We start from the raw sequence: 20,355 nt of genomic DNA, 5'->3' as shown, positions 1-20,355 counted from the left end.
ACATATAATGATGATAACTTATTAGATAAAGTTATAAGTAAAAGGACAAAATGTGATGAAATATAGCCTATTAGCATATAAATATTTTATAGATGTTGTAGAAACTCAAGGATTTACTCCGGCCGCTAAGAGAAATTTTGTTTCTCAAACCGCGATTAGCAACGCAATTAAAAATTTGGAAAAGCAACTTGGAGTGCAGCTAATTGACCGTTCGACCTCCCATTTTAAAGTAACTTTAGCAGGTAGCAATCTCTATCACTGCGCCATCCCTCTTTTAAATACCTATTACGAATTTGCTGAAAAAATAACCCAGTTAAATAATTCTTTTAGTATCCTAAAAATTCATTATCTGCATGGATTTGGTTTTTGGACAGTCAAATTAGCACAATCTTTGTTAACATCTAACCCCAAATTACAATTACAATTAGATACAGAGAATTTTGCGACAAGCTTTACAAAGTTGGATGCAGGAAATTATGACGTCCTGATTGGTTTTTCAACGGCGGTAAGCAAAATTAAAGATATTCACGTTAAAAAAATTGGAACAGCCAATTTTAGCATTTTACTTAATCAGAGTTCTTTAACTAAAAATGGCAATATAAGCAAAAAGACTATTAAAAGGCAACCCCTTTTTTTACAAAAATGGACTGCTACAGATAGTAATGACGTGCAATCAAAAATCAAAATAATTCTGCGTAACATGCACATTGACTACTCTCAAATCATTTATCTAGACAGTTTCGACGCAGCAGTATCGAATGTTATTTTAAATCATGGTCTGGCAATTTATCCGCGAGAATTATCAATACCAAAAAAATATGATGATTGTCTCTGCTTTTTACCTCAACTGCCTGAACTGAAATATGACGTGGTGGCTATTTATAAAAATCCGGCTCTCGCCAATATTTTGGAACGTGCAACTGATTAGCAAATTCTAATGATGATAAATTAATTTCTGCTACCGCGTTTTTGGCAATGATTAAATATTTACTATTCCAACTTGCCTAATTTGCTTAAACCGCTGAATACAGTAATCAATATGGAACCGAACATACAGATAGCCGCAACAATAAATATTGCATGTACCTCCGCCTTAATGAGAAAACCGCTAATTAACGACATAATCGGTCCAATAATTCTAGTTAACGAAGTTGAAATTGATGTGATTGTGCCTTTATACCGGTCTGGAGTCTCTGCTTGAATTACAGTAAAAAAATTAGCTTGTGACCAGACACTACCAAACGAAACTAAAGCATAACCAAAAGTAACTAGTAGATATGACTGAACATTAAGCATAACTATAAAGCCAATCATTATCAGTGAAGCGATCATCAGCATTTGCGTACCTAATTTCAAATTTTTATTTATTTTTAAATAGACAGAGTTGCCAATAATACTGGCGACAGCGGCGACTGTGAAAAAGATACTAACGAGATTAACGGAAACCTGCATTTTTTGTTTTAATAAAAAAGTTAACATAGGCACAACCGCCTGAAAACCAACATTAGCCACAAAGAAACTGGCAATTAACCATTTAATGTTGTGATGAGCAAATAAAAAAGAAATTCCCTTCTTAGCACTTTTAATAAACGAATTGCTCTTTTTCAATAACTTATTTTCCCTATGCAATGGCTCATAGCCCTTAACAACATAAGTCAAATAGCCAAAGCTTAGAGCATCGAGTAAAAAACCACCGATATAATTAATTAAATTAATGACTATAGCAGCGATGCCAGGACCAAAAGTTTTTTGTAAAGAAGAAATCAAACCAACTTGACCAGAAACAGATGATAGTTCTTCTTTTTTAACTGATTCAGCTATGAATATTTGATATCCAGTCCAAGTAATTAAATCAAATGTGCCTAGCAGAAATACTACTAATAAAAGCCAATATATAGAAAAGTTTTTTATTACTAAAAACGGGGCAATAATAATCAGAATCATTTGCATGACTAATGACAACAACATAATTTTCTTGCGGGAATAGATGTCAAAAAGCGGTCCAATCGTCAATCCAAAGAGCGCCGTTGGCAAATATTCAACTGCCGTTAAAAGTCCCATGATAACTGATGAATGAGTTCTAGAAAGCATTAAAAGCGGAATTGCAAAGGTGTAGAATTGATCTCCTATTCCCGAAATAGCATAGCCTAAAAGTAATTTGTTTTTTTGTGATAAATTTTTCATTGTAACTTCTTTGTTATATCTATTAGTATCTATTAAAATTTATTATAGCGCAGATAAATTGACTTAATTGAAAATATATCAATATGACGCAAAACTTAGAATTATGCTCATATAAAATCAGTTTGGTCCTTCTATGCCGTGCGGAGACAAAATAAAGCCCTATGAATATTGATGTGAACCCTGAAATTAGGAGACAAGCTACCTGGAGGATCAGTACCGATATTAACAGTCATTGAGCCTCCAGGAGTGGTTGAAACCAAGGAACCATTAATCCGCAATGCATCAATTTCCATAGCCTTAACATAACTCCTTCAAGCAGGTTTCCTACAACTCTGCCTTTTGTAATTGCACTATAAAAGCCATTAGGGCCAATAAATTCAAGACCATTACCATTCATTTGCATTGGAGATACATCATTATTTTGTGCTGTTAGTGAATCAATGTTTTCTGGATTAAGAGAATTTCGATGTAACTGAATTACACCTGCACCTGGCGAAACAACAATATTTTTAATTTCTGAAAAATAACTATCCAATTCCTCTGCTTTATTATTAATATCAACGACTGCTAAATTAGTTAATTTTAGTTCTTGCACCAAATCTTTTCGTAGCTTTTCACGTTCTTTGCCTTCTAATAAATTCGTTAATATTTTCCGACCTAACACTATCACACCAAAAGTTGATATTCTGATCACATCGCCTTCGAATATCTTTTGCTACTTCAACCCAATGATTGATAAATTAATATTTGCCAACGTAAGCTTCTAAAAGATAAGTATTCTGTTGGTCATTATCGCCAAACACTACAATTGAGTTCTTGTGTTCAACCTCCCAGTCAACGCCAACATAATAAGTCAAGTTGTTCGGAGCAGAATCAACAATCATTGTATCTTTGTTGAAATCTGAATAAACAATACCTTCGTCGGTGACCCAAAGGTCTAAAAATATCGCGATCGTAGAACATACCTTTAGGTGTCTGTGATTTAAAGGCTTCAGCGCAGCCCTTAGCCAAGAATGTGTTGTCATTAATCGTAAAGGTAAACGACTTAATCCTGGCTGCTGGCGTGTGATTATCAATGTAATCTGTTTTAAACCAATGCCTTGGAATATCTGGGTTGGTATCACAAATTATCCTAGCTTGCTCAACCAAACACGTGATACGATTTCTTGGAAAACGTCATACACTGCCAGACTGGCTTCATTAACGGATGCCCCGTATGATGTCATACCACGTACACTATACATACCTCTTAATAATTCTGTATAAGCAGGTACAATGTCCACTCCAAACAAATGATAGTGACCATGCCTGTCTGTTTTAATCTCTAAGCCGAATTGGGACGCGAGGGTACTGATCACATTCGTGTAAATCGTATTCGAACTAAAGCCTACCAAAAAGTATAGGGGATGCGGATCATTCTTTGCTGCAGCTAACTTAGCTATTCCGCGAATCTCATACAGAAATATAAAGTTGTTGATGTAAGTTTTACCAGCACGCTTAGCACCAGCTAAAATCAGATACTTCCAATCATCGTGAAAGTAAGAGTGAAGCACATGTTGCTGCTTTTTAGTCAGTATCTTCATAATCCACTCCATTATGAACTTTATCCAATAAGTCATTAAGCACTTTATTATCTTCATTAGTTAATTGTTTCATTTCTCTTACATGCTCTTCTGCTAGAGTTGCTTCGTCGTTGGTCTTTCTTGTCTTAGCTTTATCTGATTCTGGGGTTGAATTGTCTGAAAACATGCTGGACAGTTTTAAAATGCTAGTTGCTGCCTGTAATCTAACCATTTCATACTTACCGTGTAAAAGATCAACCATCGTATTTAAAGCATTACTTTTATACTTAATTTTTTCCAACTTAGAAACATACTCAGCGGATGCATCTTTAAATCATTTTTCTTATTTCCATAAATTTATGGTGGGTCTTTTCCGTCCAACTCTTTCGGCAATTTCTTTCTCAGTATATTTTCTTTCAAACACCATTCTTATAGCTTTTTTGCGTCTTTCATCTAACTTTTCAAAAGCATTCAAATGTTCGATTTTGTTAGATTTTTTCACATCATTTCACCACCACCTTTAATTTTGCGTAAAAAAATAGCCGAGTTAGTAACTCGGCAAAATTAACCATTTATTTCCTTCTTATAGATTTCTTTTAAACTTTTTTCTACCTCATCGCATATTGACTGTATATTATTTAAATAATCAATTACATAATCTTTCTTTTGTAAAATTTCTTTAACCTCCTTAAGTGATAAATTATTTTTTTTAGAGACTATTGATAACTCTAACATAAAGTATATTTCAGGATAAATCTTACTCATAAAACAATTTGATTCTCTATATAGGTTTGTGAACTTTTTACTTAAGCAAGCATACTTTTTTAAAAACACATAATTATCAAGGTTCCATTCTTCAATTAAGACTCTAATGCTATATTGTAATTCATCTATCTTATTGAATTCTAAAGCTTTTCTTTTTGTCTTTGCTTTGGTCATTGTTTTATAAGTATCAAAATTATATTTACTTTGGGCTTTTGAGCGAACTATTAGATCCATTGTTTTTATTAATTTGGCCCTTAATTTAGATAAGCGTTCTAAGCAATCTAACTTAACTGCATTATCAATATCATTCTTCTTACTTTGTTTCAGCTGCCATTTTGTACTAAAAAATGCAAATGCTACCGTTAGCATACTTCCGAGATATGATCCAAAAAAACTTATCCAGTTCGTTTTTTCATTTGGAAAAATACATCCCAATACTAATGGAACTGTGAACAAGAATAAAATAACAAAAGTAAAAATTATTTTTGCGGAATCTTTAAATTCATCACTTTTCAAATAGTTTAATTCTTTTTCTCTACTATCTTTTTTATTCCAACCCATAATAAAAAAAACAACGCCAAAAGAAAAGAATAAAATTATAATTAATGATATTGGTTGCCAACTTGGCTTTATATAATTTGAAAATATTTTTACAAAAAAACATTTTAAATACAACTTAAATTTATTTATAGTATCATTTATAATATTCATAACATTCACCTCACACACATAATACAAAAGACTAGTCAAAATAACCAGACCTTTTGAGATGAATAAAATAATAATTCTCAATAGCTATTAAGAATTATTGGCCCATTCAGAAATTATCAAATTGAACCCTATCGCAATGTCCGAGAATCGAACTTACTCACGGTACCAGCATCGTAGCTCATATTTGCTCTAAAGTAGGCAATTGTCAAAAAGTACTTCATTATCGGAAGACCTTTGCCCTAGTCTTTCGATATTACCATAGTATAATGACTTCAATTTGGTCGAGCTTTGGTCATCCATGGTTTTCGAAATTCCATTGGTATCATCAAACACCCGTAAATCTTCTAAATCTAACCGCTCTGTAAAATTTCATCTAATTTATCTAGCAATACTTGTGAAGTTTGCATGTCCATTTGAATGGTAATTTTTCCATCTTGTGTCTTAAAATTCTTAATACTGCCTGCAAATTCTAATGTTATACCTACCATCATTATTTTCCTTTACATTAATTATGTGTCACTGTAATTTGACCATTGCAATTATTCAAATAATGATCTAATTTCACATCTTCAACATGAAACTTATTCGTTGCAAGTCTATCAAATTGATTAATACAATCAATCACGTTTTGTACCCGCAAATCTGGCTCATATAATCCTAACTTTCTGTATGCATCTTCATCATCAGAAATAGAATTAAAAGTCTCACATTTTTCAGTTTGTAATCGTTAGGTACATTGCCTTTATTAACAAACTTGCTTTCTTCTTTTTTAAACAATGTTTTTACCATTTATTTACCTCCTTAATACAAACAATCGTATACATTGGCTGCCCATCAGTATCAGTACAAATTTCTAAACCACCTTGTTGGCTAGCAACTTAATCCCAATACCTCTTTTTATTAAAATATGCTGATTCTAAAATTTGATTCATCTCTTATACCTCTTTCTTTACTGCTACTTCTTTGCAATTCGGCATTACGTAGAACCAATTGTTCTTCTTTTTCTTCAAATCAATTTTTTTCGATCATTCAATAAAACAACCACCTTAGTTCGTGGTCTGATTGAATAAAATTGTCTTATTCTAACTTCGACCACTTGATTTTTATCTTTATAAATACCATTCTTGACAATCACATCCTTTTTTGTAACTGTATTCATCCCGTCCAATACTGACTTAATAATATTGTCACAATCTGGCTTGTGTATTGGTCTTAATAGACCTAATTGGGGCATCTTTTGTTTTTTCTGGCTCCAGCTTTTAAGTATCTTCATGTAGGTCACAATCGACACATAGACTTCACCTTCGAACAGTTGTTCTTGATAAGCATTAGTTACCGCATAACGCACATTGTTTTCAAATTGCACTGTTGCTTTTTGTGTTACATCGCGGATAGTCCCTGAATATTTATTTCTAAAAACTCTTGCTGGTTATTTAATTCCTAAAATTTCAAAAATATTTTTGAGAAGTTTTATAGATAGATGTGCCATATCTCCATGAATAGCATAAATTACTTTAGACCGACTACCCTTAGGAATATTCATCAATTCGCACAATTGTTCTTGTTTCCAACCTCTTTTCGCTAGCTCAACCATAATTTTTGTTTCGATTTCTGACTTGACCTTTTCCAATTTTTCTTCTGTTGGCATTTATTCCACTTCTTTCTGTACTGTACAAATTTGTTCATCAACTTGTTACGAAACTTGTTGACAAAAATACGCATTAGTGCAAATAAATAAAGCGAAAATTGCGAAAAAGTTCAATTTTTTTGGAATAGTAAAATGACTGTATTCGAAAGGATTAAAATATTAGCTAAAAAGAGAGGCTTATCACTTGTAGAAGTAAATGATAAAGCTGGTCTTGGTACCAGAACAATTTACCATTGGAAAAATAAAACACCATCAATAGATAATCTAAAAGCTGTTGCAAAGGTATTCCATACTTCAACTAATTATCTATTAGGCAAAGATGAGTCAAGACATGAAACTGTCGATATAGATGATGATGTGCCACTAGCCTATCGAGGTAAGCACATCCCTAAAAAATACCTAGACTTAGTTCGCAATCTTATGGATAGTGACTTTGTAAAAGGGAAAAAGTCAAAAGATGAATAATTTAATTACTTATACTACATTAAGCTAAAAATCACGGTATCAGTTACGCTATAGTTGACTCAGATCCCACTAATCCTTCAATGTCATTTCACGAAACAAACAGAATGCTCACAAATGTGAGCTGGTACAATCCTGTCGAACTGACTTTTATCATTGACCTTGAAATCAGACACCTTATAAATGGCGATTCAGGTGATAACGGTTATACATACTCCTCTTCTAAAGGTTCACAAGAATGTACAGCTGACAAATTTTCACTTAAATTACTTTTTGATTATTTAATAAAAAATGCTGATTATTTTGACGAACCATAAGAATTCATTGAGTAATATGGTATCCCTATTAGAATGCTTGATGATGCCGCTAATCTTTTTCAAAAATATAATGACTTAATATTCTAGTTTATATGTATGATATTTAATCAGGAGGTAAAAATTATGAAGTACACCAAGCTTTTTCATTAGTAACTGCTGGTGTTATTGCACTTACATTTTTTGGAAGTATTAGCAATAACCAACAAGCAAACATTGTTTATGCAGCTAAAAAATATACATTCTCAAAATGTACATACAAAGTAGGTAAGAAAATAAAGCCAGGTAGATACATAATTAAAGCTATAAACGATTTTGGTAATGTGTCATCTAGTGGCGCTAAAAAAACAAATAATTTTGTAGTTCTTCTTAGAGATGGTAACGATAAAACTCTTGTTTATCCAAATAGTCATAAAATTGAATTAACTGAAAACAAAAAAAATAAAGTACAAAACCTAAATCAAATTAATTTAACCAGAGTATCGACCAAGAAAAAATATCGTTAATTGTTGCCAGTTGGTCAATGGAGAGCAGGTCGTGATTTTAAGTCACGTAAATATAATTAAGGCAATAAAAGGCTAAGGAAATATTCTATCAGACAATTTTTCATCCAAAAACTGGATAAATAAAATTTTAGGTACCAAGAACGATAAATCTACTGGCCAAGTTACTTAAACAAAGGTGGTACTTAGAAAAGGTACAGTCCTTGACACAGACTTAATCAAAATAAAATTAATTAAAAGATAGACAAATTTCTTACTATATTTAAGTAAAACAAAAAAGCCGTTAAGAACCCTGCCGGAAAACTTTGTCCTTAAAGACTTATCAATATAGACGCTGGGACAACTATGCCCTTTTGTCTACTCTAGTTTATCAAAAAATCGGAGGAATTAAGACAGTGGCATACTTCAAAAAAAGTGGTACCAAATGGCAAGCACAAATATCTTGGTATGATTCAGACAATAAGCGCCAGCATAAAACTAAGAGCGGTTTTGATACTAAACCTCAAGCACTGAAATGAGCCAATGAAATTGAAGTTACCAAATATAATAATCAAATTACCAATAAGGATCCTATTTTTGCTGAATATTTTCTTGAATGGGCTAATACTTACAAGAAAACTGGAACATCTAACAACATTAAAAATCGATACAAAACTATTTACAAACTACTTCTAGACTATTTTGGCAAATTAAAGGTAACTAAAATTACTAAACTCAAGTATCAAGAATTTATTAACTACTATGGTAAAGATCGTGTTAAAGATACCGTTAAAAAGACAGACGGTAGCATCCGTTCTTGTGTTAAAGATGCTATTAGTGAGGGCATCATTAGTAAAAACCTTACTGATAGATTAAAACTTACTTGGAATGATGAACGCACAATCAAAGTAGAATATTTAGAGTTTAATCAAATAAAATCTCTTAAAAATTCATTATTAAAAGACATAAAGCCAAATTACATTAGCAGATATATGTTATTAACCATTATCTATACATGCATGCGTCCTGGAGAAATAAGAGTCTTAACTTGGAACAATATAGATTTTAAGCATCTTGAAATTCACATAACAAAGTCGTGGGATTATGATAACAATAAAATTATTGATTACGATTCAAATGAAATTAATAAAGAAACAAAAAACAAGACCTCAACACGTGTGATAAAGGTTGACCAAAAACTCCTAGACATTTTGAACCAATTAAAAGCAAATAATCATGAAAGGTTATTTATCGATGAGTTGGGAACCATTCCTTCATCTAGCGCGGTAAACAAAGTATTACGAAAGCAATTAGATATATTAGGAATCAAGAAAAAAGGTTTCCATTTTCACAGCTTAAAACATACTCACGTTGCATTACTTTTATTTAAAGGGATAGATCTTTATTCCATTTCTAAAAGATTGCGTCATTCAAACATGAGTATTACTGCAAACACATATGCCTATATGTTAGACGAATTAAAACAAAAATCTGACAATCAAATCATCGAAGTGTTAGATGAAATATAACACGTTGGCGACCAAATGGCGACCACTAATAACAAAAAAGCCTATAACCACAAAGGCTATAGGCTTTTATTTATGGAGGTGAGGGGAATTGAACCCCTGTCCAAACGCATTCCGTCACTGACATCTACGATCATAGTTATATTATTTGAATTTCACTAGTCCAAAACGCCATATAACAGGGCTAATATGGACTAGCTAACCTGGAATGACTCTTTTTAACTATTCAGATGGGGTAGTTAAACGTAACTCACTAAGTTGATACTTGAATTCAGACGTGAGTAATCCGAAAACAAGCAACACATGCGCCTAAACTAGGCAGCTAATGCGTAAGAATTTTCTTTATTTGCAGTTATAAAACTGTGACGTTTTTACGTAGACGTGACCTACGAACCGCAGTCAATGCGAATCTACGCCTGTCGAATCCCAAAACACCCCCGCTTTAGGTAATACAATTATAGCATAATATAGCTAAATTGCCTAATACCAGAAGAAACCTTGCACTTTATCTAAAAAACAAATTGGTCAAAAGCCAAGGCAATTCCATCTTGATTATTTGATGCAGTTTCAAAGTTAGCTTGGTTTTTCGCTTCAGAAGAGCCATTTGCCATAACTACTGAAGTTCCTGCAACCCTAAACATAGGTATATCGTTTCGCTCATCTCCAATTGCCATCACTTCATTAGTTTCAAATCCTAGTTTTTTTGTCAAAAATTTAAGTGCCACCCCCTTGTTAACATCTGGATGCATTATTTCTAAAAAGTTATCGGCTGCTCGCACCACATAATTTTCTTTGCCAAAGGTTTTTACAACATTAGCTTCAACTTCGTCAAGCTTGACTTTTTCGTCAGCAAAAACAGCCTTAATTATTTGTTCATCTTTAGGTAGTTCATCAGGCCTTCTGATTAGAACACCAGCACTATTTTCCCACGCCTGGACAATAGTAATTCGATTAACATTTAAATTACTTGTAATGATTGCACTGTTTTCAGCGACAACATTTTAAGCCACGCCATGCTCTTTAGAATATTGGTCAATCTTTTCATAAGTTGTTTGATCAATTCCCAATTGTTGAAGAGTCTTACCTGTCACTGTCTCAATGACAGCGCCATTAAAAGTAACAACATACTGATTGTCTTGAACTATTCCTAGTTCATTCAAAAAATGCTTCACACCAGCTAATGGTCGTCCAGAGCAAAGTACTACCTTGATATTTCGCGCTACTGCCTTCTTAACTACTTCAATAGTAGATTGAAGTAACCTTCCCTGACTATTTAATAGTGTGTCATCAACATCAATTGCAACTAATTTAATCATTTATTTTTCCTTTACCATTTCCTTCAGGTTTACAGTTATTTTCTATCGCAGCCGACCATACTTTTGCAAATTATTTTGATAGTCAGACCAGCTCAGCCATCACTATTAAGTTTGTCTCGAAATTTTTGAGCCAATTTGTTTTTTGCCAATCAAATATAATATTTCATTATGATGATGCTTTGCTTTTCGAATACTATAATATCAAAAATAAACAAAAAAAGTCGCTAATTTTTTCTTAGCAACTTCTCTATTTTATTATAAATTTCATCATTAACTCAAGTGAGCTAAACGAACGACATCCCGTTCAATCATTAATTCTTCATCAGTTGGAATAACTAAAGCTTTAATTTTTGAATCTGGCTTCGTAATAAATTTCTCACCATTTGATTTATTTGCTTCTAAATCAGGGTTTAAACCAATAAATTCAAATGATTTCATGATATTTTCACGAATACCAGAATCATGCTCACCTACTCCAGCAGTGAAAATAATCGCATCTGCACCTTTCATTTCAACCATGTAAGAACCAATATATTGAATGACACGATTTACAAAAATAGCTCTAGCAAGATCAGCTTTTTTATCAGAATTTTTCTCTAGGTCACGCATATCTGAGGAAATCTCAGAAATACCTAATAGACCAGATTTATCATTCAAAATATCAATCATTTCGTTAATATCAATATGGTCTTTATTCATGATATATTGCAAAACAGATGGATCAACATCACCGGAACGAGTACCCATAGTGATGCCTGCTAATGGAGTGAAGCCCATAGATGTATCAAAAGACTTGCCACCTTTAACTGCAGTAATCGATGCTCCGGAACCAAGATGACAAACAATCAGTCTCAAATCCTTGGCATCTTTACCAAGCATTTGAGCCGCACGACCAACTATATAACGAACTGAAGTACCATGGGCTCCATATTTACGTACGCCATATTTTTCGTAATAATGGTAAGGAATTGAATACATGTAGTGAACAGGATCCAAAGTTTGGTGAAATGATGTATCAAACACGCCTACTTCAGGAACATCTGGTAGTAATTTCATAAAGGCTTCAATGCCTTTGCCTTCTGCAGGATTATGAAGGGGGGCATATTCTTTTAAATCATAAATTTTTTGTAACTTATCCTTGTCAATTAGTGCCGAATCGGTAAATTCTTCGCCACCCGCAACTATTCTATGACCTACACCAACAATTTCGCTTAGGTCATTAACAACATGGTATTTCTTCAAAGCCGAAAGCAATAAATTAACAGCAGTTTCCTGATCTGAAATTGCAACTTTCTCAGTATGTTTTTCGCCATTTGCCAGTTCAATTTGGAAAGAGGAACCATTAATGCCTACTCTGTCGGCAATTCCTTCTGCCAAAACCTTTTCTTCTGGTAAAGCAAACAACTTATATTTAAAAGAAGAGCTGCCTGAGTTGATTGCTAAAACTTTTTTCATAAATGTAATTCCCTCCATAAACTTGAATTTTTAACTTTTCACAAATCAATTAATATTTTTAGTATACCACTCATTTAGTTTAACATTAAGCTTTATTAGGTCTTCTTCCTTTTTAAACGAGTCTAACTTTGTGAGAAATACTTCACTATTTCTGGCATTTTTTCCATGATTTTGAAAAATTAAAATTGATCTTTGGTTAAATTTGTTTTGAAAAGCATTGTCAGGCAATTCAATTATTGACCGTAAAAAAACTTTTTCTGACAGCCAAGGCATGAAGTCACTGCCTCCTTTACCAGAAAGAATTGTCTGTGGTACGAGTAGAAAAGCATAACCAGCTGGCCTGAGGTTCTTAATAATTTGTTCTATAAATAAAAGGTGAGCAAGCGAATGACCTTTCACAGATTTAGTAGCAAAATTAGCAGCATTATCATCAACCGGATAATAACCTACAGGCAAATCACTTACAACAACATCTGGGCTGGGAAACATCCAAGGAGTTAAACCATCTTGACAAAACATTTCAATATCAATTTTATTCAAATGGGCTGCAATATCTGCAAAGCTTAGCATTTCTTCATCATTATCAATACCATAAAGTTCAAAATCCGCTTTAGAATGGTTGGAATTTTTTAGTTGTCTGACTACAGAAAATAGCAAATTGCCAGTGCCAATTGCCGGGTCAGCAATAATTAGTTTTTCTTTTGGCAACAGTTTGAGCATAAACATAGCGATAACAGTAGCAATAGCAGGTGGAGTCGGCATTTGATTAACATCTAGCCCATCTTCATTAACAGCTTTTAAAACTAACAAAGTGAAGATTTGTATCTTAATTTTTGGTGAAAGCTGATCGTAGTGCAAATTAGCATACTTTTGACTCAATTTTTGAACGGTCTCTTTGTCAGGAGCTCCCAACTCAACTTTTATCTGATTATTTTCTAAATTGTCAAAGGTTTCAACTAGAGCATCACCCAAAGAGACATTCAATGCTTCTTGTAAACACTTAACACAATCCAAAAAATTATTAAAAAGTTTTTCTATATTATCCATAATTTCTTCCCCTTATCTCCTAAACATTTTAATTTTAATAGAAACAAGGTTATAAGAGCAAGCAAATCAATTATTAATCAGATATTCAATCAATAAAAAATTATTTTCCATACTTTCCTGATAAACTTCTAAATAAAATTGAATAAAAATCAAACAGGTAGTCAAAACTAAGACACTACTTAAAAGTGCGTTACCTCTTATTTTCCAACTTTTGCTTTTTATCATTTACTACCTTCTTCTTCAAATTGGGACGAGAATTAAATTTAAAGTATAATTCAGACTTTCTACCATCTTTTTCCATTACATTTATTTTAATCAACCTATCTTTTGTAAGAAAATCAGCTTTTTCAACATTCAGTAATAAAGGCATGTGCCCTCCTTTAGGTGTTGTCACACGTACCATATCTTTGTATAGCGTCAAATAATAGGTAGTTGTCTCATTCTTCTTATTTGTTTTTACAAACACTGCTTTTGAGAAATTTGAATCTTTAGGTAAGGTATAAGCCTTTATACCCTTTTCTTCATTTATAAACCGATTTAATTGCACATATGAAAAAACAACATCATCTGTTTTATGGTGTGCTTTATTAGCTAATGTCAATGTCTTTAACAAATTTTGTAACATCAATACTACAATTAAGGTAATAAGAACTGAGAGCATTGCTTCAGCTAAAATAAAGCCTTTACTTTTTAATTTCATATTTTTTATTATTTTTTACATCGAGAATTTTTTTATTATCTACAAAGCGATAAAGGCGGTCATGTACCATTACCTGTTTAACGTTGGTTTTTTTCATCACGTTCCAAGCGTAAGTACGGTCAGTTTTTTGCTCAATTTTCCTTTCAATAAGTCTACTTTCCCCAATTATTAATTCTACAGTGGTAATTCCAATACATGCGATTATTAATCCAATCATGCTTTCCATTACTAAAAAGCCACACATTTTTTTATGAATCATTTATAGCACGTCCCCAAGTCATTTGTAATTTTATCTTTCGTGTATTTTTATCGTTACTGATGGTAATAGTATGAGGAGCCATTGAACCGGTAGTTGATATTCTTAAAATAGACAAATTATAAACATGTATTGGCTGGCTTATTTTTAATGATTTAAAGTAATTATCTCCGACAAATTCTATTTCTTTCAAATCCGGAAAATATTTAATAACACATGCTTGTTTACTTGTTGCTGAAACACGAGCGGCTTGTTCCACTGCACTCCTAATTTCTCCAACTGTATTCTCTAAAATTAATTTTTCTTTATAAGCATTTAACTCTATTGCACCTATTCCTGTGATGATTATTGCTATGGCCAAGGTAATAACCATTTCTACGAGAGTAAATCCTTTTAAATTAACTTTATTTAGCATTCTTTTCAACGATACCATCTTTTACAGCATAGTCCTTCGACTTTGTCAGTTGCTTCTTAGTTAGATAACCATCTGCAAACATGTTCTGAAAACTGATTGTTTTACCATTACGATCTTTATCATCTTCGTATAAAGTTACTTGAGTTTGTAAAGTTGATTTAAAGGCGTCATCTGTTTTTCTATTTGCATTGTTTTTTTGTTTTGCTAAGTTCGGAGCAATAATCACTAAAAGCATCATAATTATTGCAACTACAACTACCATTTCTATTAAAGTAAATCCCTTAGCTTTACTCTTTTTCGATATCAAATTTAGTATTTTTTTCTTCATCATTATTCCTCAAATTTTTTGCATCATTGCATACATTGGTAATAATAGCTTCAAATATAAGCCAATAATGCATAATCCAATTAAAATAAAACAAAAAGGTTGTATATTTACAATTAACTTTTCTATTCTTTGTGCTAATTCATTAAAAAGTGCGTGTCCTAGAAGCATGAATTTTTTACTTAAATCTATTTTCTTTGAACCGGTTTGTAATAACAAAAGTAATTCATTCGGTAAAAAATCCTCTTTTTTGATTATTAAGTCAGGACTTATTCCCTGAGCCAACTGCTTAACCACACTCAAGCCAATTTGTTGTTGTAATGAGCCCTCCACCTGCATAGCAGCATAATCACAAATTTTTTGTAAAGAGAACCCACTCGCAAGCAAAAGTCCTACATCGTAAATTAAAATATATTCCACATATATTTGCACTAAGGGCCCAATTATAGGAAAATGCCTCAGTTTACGTAGAGAAATATAATCTTGTTTTTTTAGTAAAAGCAAGACTTTACTCATAAAATAAATTATTACTAAGCAGGAAAATAATAAAATTAACAACATATAATCGCCAGTATGTTCACCAGATTCAGCAAATTGATTTGCGACAAAAGTTTGCATAAATAGTAAAAGGAAAATCATCATCAAAACTAAAACAAAGGGATAGGTCAGCTCAGATTTTAGTTTTTTAAGCTGATCATTTTTCAAGCGATTCAGTGTGGCAATTTGAGTCAGGCATTCTGTTAAATTTCCTTGTGCCATTGATAATTCGATTTGAGTTACTATTGTTTTAGAAAAACCTAACTTTAACATTTCTGAACTCAATTTCTTTCCTGCTTGAATTTCAGTACACAATCTAATAAAAATATTTTTGTGATTTGGCCATATTACTGGCATCATTTCTAAACTCGCATTAAGGGAAAAGCCGTTAGATAAACTATTTTGTAAATATTCCAAAAATTCTAGTCGTTCTTTACTCGTTAATTTATCCTTGTTGATATTGCTCAAATATTTGCGCACTTATTTTCCCTCTTTCTTTGAGCTCACTTAAATTTTCTGGCCAAGAGACAAAATCTGCCCTTTTTTCTTGGCTAATATCTTCTTGCAATTGGGAGCCGCTATCAATATCCATCAAACAGGCAAAACCATCTGCTGTAGGTAAAAGGCGTTGATAACATACAGCCGTCAAACAGTTATACAAATCTGCTGTACTAACGTGCAAACTTTCTAATCTAGAAATAGTTTGTAAAGTGCTTTTGGCATGAACCGTAGCAAAGACAAGGTGTCCACTTAAAGCTGCATCTACAGCTAATCTTGCAGTAACTTTATTTCTAATTTCTCCAATAATCAGAATGTCTGGTCGATGGCGCAAAGATGCTTCAAGTAGTCCCTCATAGCTAATATCAGCTGCTAAATTAACCTGCGTTTGCAAGAAATCCGCCTCTTGAATTTCAACAGGATCTTCAATAGTCATTACCATTTGGTTTTTACCTACTATTTTTGCCAAATTATACATAGTAGTTGTTTTACCCGACCCAGTTGGCCCACTGGTAATTATCAATCCCCTTCTTCTAGTTAAGTCTGTTAACTTTTCAATTTGCCTATTAAAAAAATATTTGCCAGAATCAATTTGATAGATAATCCTAACAACTAAAGATTCATTATCATTAAAGTCTCCAATGCTGGAAAGTCTTAAATAGTACACAACATTTTTATACTCATATTCAAAAGCACCCACTTGAGGTCTCCGGTGTTCAGCTATATCCATTTGAGCACTAAATTTCAAAAAATTAATTATTTCTTTCCCTTCATTCACTGAATATTGAGCTTGATTTTTGATTCCTGCAATTGTTCTAAAATTTACCGCTAACTTATTTCTCTGCAATAAGAAAAAAATATCACTTGTACGTTTATTTATTGCTTCTTCAATCAAATTGTTAACTGTATCCTTGATTCTCATCAATTCACTCCTTTTCTTTGTACTAATATTAAATACGCGAAATTGAGATAAAACTTTTAAAAAAATTTACGAAAAAAACATGATCCCTAAATTTAAGAATCATGTTAGATATGTTTTTACTATTTAAATATTACTAATTAATATAATTTGAAATTTCAATCAAATTCTGGTCTGGATCTCTTACATATATTGAACGAATCTTACCTTCTGCTCCAGTTCTAATTACAGGTCCCAAAACAATAGGTAAATTATTTTTTTCGAATTCATCCAGTAAATTATCAATCGGTGTATCACTAATTAGGCAGATATCACCAGATCCAGGTGTTGGATAGGCAGCTTTAGGGTCTGTTTCATGATCTACTTCGTGCAAATTAATTTTTTGATGTCCGATCTTCAAAGCAGCTCTGCCATCTTGAAAATTAATTGTTTCAATACCAAAATAATGACGGTAAAAATCAGTTGTTACGTTTATATTGTTAACTGTTAATACTAAATGATCTATTCGTACTATAGCCATTGGATAAGCTTCCTTTCGCTTTTTACTCTGCAAATAACATAATTCACTAAACTTATTTTAAAAGTTGTTTAAACAATAGAGCGATGTGTACAGCATGTCTGTCTTAAATTAACTTTAAAATAATATATATTATTAGTATATACTAGTAATAACTAAATTTTATATTTAACATATTACGCTGGATTACCTTATAATTTTAGAGTTAATGTTCTCCTCATTAAAAACCTAAAAATTCAACCAATGGGATATGTTATTATAGCTAACAGAAAATTAGCCATTATTCTAGTATTTTTTAGATGAAATATTGTATTAAATTTGATCAACGAAAATATTGACAAAAGGTAAATAATTAAAGACTCAATATTAAAATGTATTAATCTTCTTTTTAGCTTAATTATGAAAAACGTTAATTTAGTAATAAAACTGTTATCTTAATTAAAAGGGAGTTTTTTTATTAAGCTCCCTTTTTTAATTTTCGATTTTAAATTATTAAAACTTATTTCTCATTTTTTCGTTTTAAAAATCTTAGAAGTTCATCTCCTAGCGTACCAATTAACATCAAACCACCTAAAGTTATTAAAGACATGTCAGAATTCTTTTCTTTGCCTGTCCGTGGTAATGTACTTTCTTGGTTATCGGCATTATTTGATGCATTTATACCGTTCAAACCGTTACTGCCGTTCAAACCGTTACTGCCGTTCAGACCATTACTGCCGTTCAAACCGTTACTGCCGTTCAAACCGTTACTGCCGTTCAGACCATTACTGCCGTTCAGACCATTACTGCCGTTCAGACCATTACTGCCGTTCAAACCGTTACTGCCGTTCAGACCATTACTGCCGTTCAGACCATTACTGCCGTTCAGACCATTACTGCCGTTCAAACCGTTACTACCGTTGGAGCCGTTGCTGCTACCATTAGAGCCGTTGCTGCTACCGTTGGAGCCGTTGCTGCTACCGTTGGAGCCGTTGCTGCTACCGTTGGAGCCGTTGCTGCTACCATTAGAGCCGTTGCTGCTACCGTTGGAGCCGTTGCTGCTACCGTTGGAGCCGTTGCTGCTACCATTAGAGCCGTTGCTGCTACCGTTGGAGCCGTTGCTGCTACCGTTGGAGCCGTTATTATTTATCTTGGTATATTTAACCGTGATCGTGATGTCTTGATCAGTTGACTTCACCTGCGTCCCTTTTACTACTTTGATATCAGCTTCATATCCAGTTACTTCTGGTGAGTTGACATCTTTAAAGGCAGCACTTGCCGGACTCCATGGACCATAAGTGGTCTCCTTGGTTACGAAGTCCACTGTACCCTCACGGGTAAACTTGACTGTTTGTACGTTTTCAGGCACCTGTGTTGGCGTGCCAACATACTTGATAGTCTGCTTAACTTCTTTAATGAGGTTCGCGTCATCATTTTTACCTGTCAGCGGATTGTTTTGCCCTGGTAGATAAGTTTGTTTCTTGTGCTTCATCTTAACGACGAACTTTTGCGAAGCGTCATTAAATACTTTATCCCCGCCATCAGTAAAACCATCAGAAGCTACTTCATAGCCCGCATTGATTAAGTCATTAATAGTCTTGTCGTGCTCATCATGAGGAATCTTTTGACCCTCCTTGCCTGCAAGATTATTAGAAGCAATCACCTTGTTGTTATCGTCAACGTCTTGGTATTCAATAACCGATTGCTTATTATTTATCTTGGTATATTTAACCGTGATCGTGATGTCTTGATCAGTTGACTTTACCTGCGTCCCTTTTACTACTTTGGTATCAGCTTCATATCCAGTTACTTCTGGTGAGTTGACATCTTTAAACGCAGCACTTGCCGGACCCCATGGACCATAAGTGGTCTTCTTGGTTACGAAGTCTACTGTACCCTCACGGGTAAACTTGACCGTTTGTACGTTTTCAGGCAGTGGTGTTGGCGTACCAACATACTTGATAGTCTGTTTAACTTCTTTAATGAGGTTCGCATCATCATTTTTACCTGTCAGCGGATTGTTTTGCCCTGGTAGATAAGTTTGTTTCTTGTGCTTCATCTTAACGACGAACTTTTGCGAAGCGTCATTAAATACTTTATCCCCGCCATCAGTAAAACCATCAGAAGCTACTTCATAGCCCGCATTGATTAAGTCATTAATAGTCTTGTCGTGTTCATCATGAGGGATCTTTTCACCCTCCTTGCCTGCAAGATTATTAGAAGCAATCACCTTGTTGTTATCGTCAACGTCTTGGTATTCAATAACCGATTGCTTATTATTTATCTTGGTATATTTAACCGTGATCGTGATGTCTTGATCAGTTGACTTTACCTGCGTCCCTTTTACTACTTTGGTATCAGCTTCATACCCAGTTACTTCTGGTGAGTTGACATCTTTAAACGCAGCACTTGCCGGACCCCATGGACCATAAGTGGTCTTCTTGGTTACGAAGTCTACTGTACCCTCACGGGTAAACTTGACCGTTTGTACGTTTTCAGGCAGTGGTGCTGGCGTACCAACATACTTGATAGTCTGTTTAACTTCTTTAATGAGGTTCGCATCATCATTTTTACCTGTCAGCGGATTGTTTTGTCCTGGTAGATAAGTTTGTTTCTTGTGCTTCATCTTAACGACGAACTTTTGCGAAGCGTCATTAAATACTTTATCCCCGCCATCAGTAAAACCATCAGAAGCTACTTCATAGCCCGCATTGATTAAGTCATTAATAGTCTTGTC

The 20,355-nt window shown here is 33.3% G+C and carries 25 protein-coding genes, 1 other RNA gene and 2 pseudogenes; 5 read left to right on the top strand and 23 right to left on the bottom strand.

All coding sequences use genetic code 11. The annotated features are described in order from the left end of the window. The first annotated feature begins 55 nt into the window (after positions 1-55). Positions 56-928, top strand: coding sequence for a LysR family transcriptional regulator (locus F5ESL0260_RS03830; RefSeq protein WP_122025929.1), 873 nt, complete (start codon positions 56-58; stop codon positions 926-928). Between the two features lie 62 nt (positions 929-990). On the opposite strand, the gene F5ESL0260_RS03825 is transcribed toward F5ESL0260_RS03830, so the two are convergent. From F5ESL0260_RS03825 to F5ESL0260_RS03785, 11 genes and pseudogenes are all read right to left on the bottom strand, one after another. Further along, the gene (locus tag F5ESL0260_RS03825; RefSeq protein WP_122025928.1) at positions 991-2,184 is read right to left on the bottom strand and encodes an MFS transporter; all 1,194 of its coding nucleotides are present in this window, start codon (positions 2,182-2,184) and stop codon (positions 991-993) included. Positions 2,185-2,413: 229 nt separating this feature from the next. Beyond that, positions 2,414-2,878, bottom strand: a complete 465-nt coding sequence (locus tag F5ESL0260_RS03820) for a hypothetical protein (protein WP_147444115.1) — start codon at positions 2,876-2,878, stop codon at positions 2,414-2,416. A 46-nt stretch (positions 2,879-2,924) separates the two neighbouring features. Beyond that, complete coding sequence (locus tag F5ESL0260_RS03815) at positions 2,925-3,308, bottom strand: hypothetical protein (protein ID WP_122025926.1); 384 nt, start codon at positions 3,306-3,308, stop codon at positions 2,925-2,927. A gap of 3 nt (positions 3,309-3,311) precedes the next feature. After that, a complete protein-coding gene (locus tag F5ESL0260_RS03810; protein WP_122025925.1) occupies positions 3,312-3,767 on the bottom strand; it encodes a hypothetical protein in 456 nt (151 codons plus the stop codon). Further along, entirely contained in the window at positions 3,751-4,047 is a 297-nt protein-coding gene (locus F5ESL0260_RS03805) for a hypothetical protein (protein ID WP_147444114.1), read from the bottom strand. Before F5ESL0260_RS03805 ends, F5ESL0260_RS03810 begins: the two co-directional genes overlap by 17 nt. Positions 4,048-4,089: 42 nt before the next feature. Continuing rightward, a complete protein-coding gene (locus F5ESL0260_RS03800; RefSeq protein WP_122025923.1) occupies positions 4,090-4,248 on the bottom strand; it encodes a sigma factor-like helix-turn-helix DNA-binding protein in 159 nt (52 codons plus the stop codon). 62 nt (positions 4,249-4,310) lie between these two features. Continuing rightward, positions 4,311-5,222, bottom strand: a complete 912-nt coding sequence (locus tag F5ESL0260_RS03795; RefSeq protein WP_122025922.1) for a DUF1980 domain-containing protein — start codon at positions 5,220-5,222, stop codon at positions 4,311-4,313. A 350-nt stretch (positions 5,223-5,572) separates the two neighbouring features. Next, the gene (locus tag F5ESL0260_RS09450) at positions 5,573-5,710 is read right to left on the bottom strand and encodes a hypothetical protein (RefSeq protein WP_158593810.1); all 138 of its coding nucleotides are present in this window, start codon (positions 5,708-5,710) and stop codon (positions 5,573-5,575) included. 169 nt (positions 5,711-5,879) lie between these two features. Continuing rightward, positions 5,880-6,011 (bottom strand): hypothetical protein, encoded by a 132-nt coding sequence (locus F5ESL0260_RS09565; RefSeq protein ID WP_255410399.1) that lies wholly within the window; start codon positions 6,009-6,011, stop codon positions 5,880-5,882. Between the two features lie 217 nt (positions 6,012-6,228). Beyond that, positions 6,229-6,618 (bottom strand): annotated as a pseudogene (locus F5ESL0260_RS03790) (RusA family crossover junction endodeoxyribonuclease); the annotation flags it as partial. Between the two features lie 33 nt (positions 6,619-6,651). Next, entirely contained in the window at positions 6,652-6,870 is a 219-nt protein-coding gene (locus F5ESL0260_RS03785; RefSeq protein WP_122025920.1) for a hypothetical protein, read from the bottom strand. A 132-nt stretch (positions 6,871-7,002) separates the two neighbouring features. Here F5ESL0260_RS03785 and F5ESL0260_RS03780 point away from each other — a divergent pair, with 132 nt between their 5' ends. The 4 genes from F5ESL0260_RS03780 to F5ESL0260_RS03765 all read left to right on the top strand — a co-directional run bounded on the left by F5ESL0260_RS03780 (position 7,003) and on the right by F5ESL0260_RS03765 (position 9,657). Then, complete coding sequence (locus tag F5ESL0260_RS03780; RefSeq protein ID WP_122025919.1) at positions 7,003-7,335, top strand: helix-turn-helix domain-containing protein; 333 nt, start codon at positions 7,003-7,005, stop codon at positions 7,333-7,335. 116 nt (positions 7,336-7,451) lie between these two features. Then, positions 7,452-7,649, top strand: a complete 198-nt coding sequence (locus F5ESL0260_RS03775) for a hypothetical protein (protein WP_158593808.1) — start codon at positions 7,452-7,454, stop codon at positions 7,647-7,649. 895 nt (positions 7,650-8,544) lie between these two features. Further along, complete coding sequence (locus tag F5ESL0260_RS09525; protein WP_233557708.1) at positions 8,545-8,667, top strand: Arm DNA-binding domain-containing protein; 123 nt, start codon at positions 8,545-8,547, stop codon at positions 8,665-8,667. A gap of 9 nt (positions 8,668-8,676) precedes the next feature. Beyond that, positions 8,677-9,657, top strand: coding sequence for a tyrosine-type recombinase/integrase (locus F5ESL0260_RS03765; protein ID WP_370448584.1), 981 nt, complete (start codon positions 8,677-8,679; stop codon positions 9,655-9,657). Positions 9,658-9,727: 70 nt separating this feature from the next. Here F5ESL0260_RS03765 and ssrA read toward each other — a convergent pair. From ssrA to F5ESL0260_RS09445, 12 genes and pseudogenes are all read right to left on the bottom strand, one after another. Next, positions 9,728-10,093, bottom strand: a transfer-messenger RNA (tmRNA) gene (gene ssrA / locus F5ESL0260_RS03760). A 70-nt stretch (positions 10,094-10,163) separates the two neighbouring features. After that, positions 10,164-10,970 (bottom strand): annotated as a pseudogene (locus tag F5ESL0260_RS03755) (Cof-type HAD-IIB family hydrolase). Positions 10,971-11,240: 270 nt separating this feature from the next. Further along, positions 11,241-12,425, bottom strand: a complete 1,185-nt coding sequence (locus F5ESL0260_RS03750) for an acetate/propionate family kinase (protein WP_122025916.1) — start codon at positions 12,423-12,425, stop codon at positions 11,241-11,243. Between the two features lie 45 nt (positions 12,426-12,470). Further along, positions 12,471-13,472, bottom strand: coding sequence for a class I SAM-dependent methyltransferase (locus tag F5ESL0260_RS03745; protein ID WP_122025915.1), 1,002 nt, complete (start codon positions 13,470-13,472; stop codon positions 12,471-12,473). Between the two features lie 190 nt (positions 13,473-13,662). Further along, positions 13,663-14,172 (bottom strand): ComGF family competence protein, encoded by a 510-nt coding sequence (locus F5ESL0260_RS03740; protein ID WP_122025914.1) that lies wholly within the window; start codon positions 14,170-14,172, stop codon positions 13,663-13,665. Beyond that, entirely contained in the window at positions 14,156-14,431 is a 276-nt protein-coding gene (locus F5ESL0260_RS03735; RefSeq protein WP_052724639.1) for a hypothetical protein, read from the bottom strand. Before F5ESL0260_RS03735 ends, F5ESL0260_RS03740 begins: the two co-directional genes overlap by 17 nt. Then, positions 14,421-14,843: a prepilin-type N-terminal cleavage/methylation domain-containing protein gene (locus F5ESL0260_RS03730; protein ID WP_158593807.1), complete on the bottom strand. Its 423-nt coding sequence runs from the start codon at positions 14,841-14,843 to the stop codon at positions 14,421-14,423. The genes F5ESL0260_RS03735 and F5ESL0260_RS03730 overlap by 11 nt, the downstream gene beginning before the upstream one ends. Beyond that, positions 14,833-15,171, bottom strand: coding sequence for a competence type IV pilus major pilin ComGC (gene comGC / locus F5ESL0260_RS03725; protein ID WP_122025912.1), 339 nt, complete (start codon positions 15,169-15,171; stop codon positions 14,833-14,835). The genes F5ESL0260_RS03730 and comGC overlap by 11 nt, the downstream gene beginning before the upstream one ends. Before the next feature lie 9 nt (positions 15,172-15,180). After that, positions 15,181-16,185, bottom strand: coding sequence for a type II secretion system F family protein (locus F5ESL0260_RS03720; protein ID WP_122025911.1), 1,005 nt, complete (start codon positions 16,183-16,185; stop codon positions 15,181-15,183). Next, positions 16,151-17,125, bottom strand: coding sequence for a competence type IV pilus ATPase ComGA (comGA, locus tag F5ESL0260_RS03715; RefSeq protein ID WP_122025910.1), 975 nt, complete (start codon positions 17,123-17,125; stop codon positions 16,151-16,153). Before comGA ends, F5ESL0260_RS03720 begins: the two co-directional genes overlap by 35 nt. Before the next feature lie 133 nt (positions 17,126-17,258). Then, on the bottom strand, positions 17,259-17,642 hold the full coding sequence (locus F5ESL0260_RS03710; RefSeq protein ID WP_122025909.1) for a VOC family protein: 384 nt from the start codon (positions 17,640-17,642) through the stop codon (positions 17,259-17,261). A gap of 496 nt (positions 17,643-18,138) precedes the next feature. Further along, the coding region (locus tag F5ESL0260_RS09445; RefSeq protein WP_199700504.1) for a hypothetical protein at positions 18,139-20,355 on the bottom strand (2,217 nt) is incomplete at its 5' end.

The organism is Lactobacillus sp. ESL0260, from assembly GCF_003692935.1.
Classification (GTDB): domain Bacteria; phylum Bacillota; class Bacilli; order Lactobacillales; family Lactobacillaceae; genus Lactobacillus; species Lactobacillus melliventris.
This window is presented reverse-complemented; position numbering and strand designations above follow the sequence as displayed.

Bases quoted from the DNA above. Each gene is read 5' to 3' on its own strand.
- F5ESL0260_RS09565 (WP_255410399.1), bottom strand. From the start codon at position 6,011: ATGGTAAAAACATTGTTTAAAAAAGAAGAAAGCAAGTTTGTTAATAAA.
- F5ESL0260_RS03730 (WP_158593807.1), bottom strand. From the start codon at position 14,843: ATGCTAAATAAAGTTAATTTAAAAGGATTTACTCTCGTAGAAATGGTT.
- F5ESL0260_RS03810 (WP_122025925.1), bottom strand. From the start codon at position 3,767: ATGAAGATACTGACTAAAAAGCAGCAACATGTGCTTCACTCTTACTTT.
- F5ESL0260_RS03750 (WP_122025916.1), bottom strand. From the start codon at position 12,425: ATGAAAAAAGTTTTAGCAATCAACTCAGGCAGCTCTTCTTTTAAATAT.
- F5ESL0260_RS03740 (WP_122025914.1), bottom strand. From the start codon at position 14,172: ATGAAATTAAAAAGTAAAGGCTTTATTTTAGCTGAAGCAATGCTCTCA.
- F5ESL0260_RS03825 (WP_122025928.1), bottom strand. From the start codon at position 2,184: ATGAAAAATTTATCACAAAAAAACAAATTACTTTTAGGCTATGCTATT.
- F5ESL0260_RS09450 (WP_158593810.1), bottom strand. From the start codon at position 5,710: ATGGTAGGTATAACATTAGAATTTGCAGGCAGTATTAAGAATTTTAAG.
- F5ESL0260_RS03830 (WP_122025929.1), top strand. From the start codon at position 56: ATGAAATATAGCCTATTAGCATATAAATATTTTATAGATGTTGTAGAA.
- F5ESL0260_RS03785 (WP_122025920.1), bottom strand. From the start codon at position 6,870: ATGCCAACAGAAGAAAAATTGGAAAAGGTCAAGTCAGAAATCGAAACA.
- F5ESL0260_RS03745 (WP_122025915.1), bottom strand. From the start codon at position 13,472: ATGGATAATATAGAAAAACTTTTTAATAATTTTTTGGATTGTGTTAAG.
- F5ESL0260_RS03735 (WP_052724639.1), bottom strand. From the start codon at position 14,431: ATGATTCATAAAAAAATGTGTGGCTTTTTAGTAATGGAAAGCATGATT.
- F5ESL0260_RS03710 (WP_122025909.1), bottom strand. From the start codon at position 17,642: ATGGCTATAGTACGAATAGATCATTTAGTATTAACAGTTAACAATATA.
- F5ESL0260_RS03780 (WP_122025919.1), top strand. From the start codon at position 7,003: ATGACTGTATTCGAAAGGATTAAAATATTAGCTAAAAAGAGAGGCTTA.
- comGC (WP_122025912.1), bottom strand. From the start codon at position 15,171: ATGAAGAAAAAAATACTAAATTTGATATCGAAAAAGAGTAAAGCTAAG.
- F5ESL0260_RS03795 (WP_122025922.1), bottom strand. From the start codon at position 5,222: ATGAATATTATAAATGATACTATAAATAAATTTAAGTTGTATTTAAAA.
- comGA (WP_122025910.1), bottom strand. From the start codon at position 17,125: ATGAGAATCAAGGATACAGTTAACAATTTGATTGAAGAAGCAATAAAT.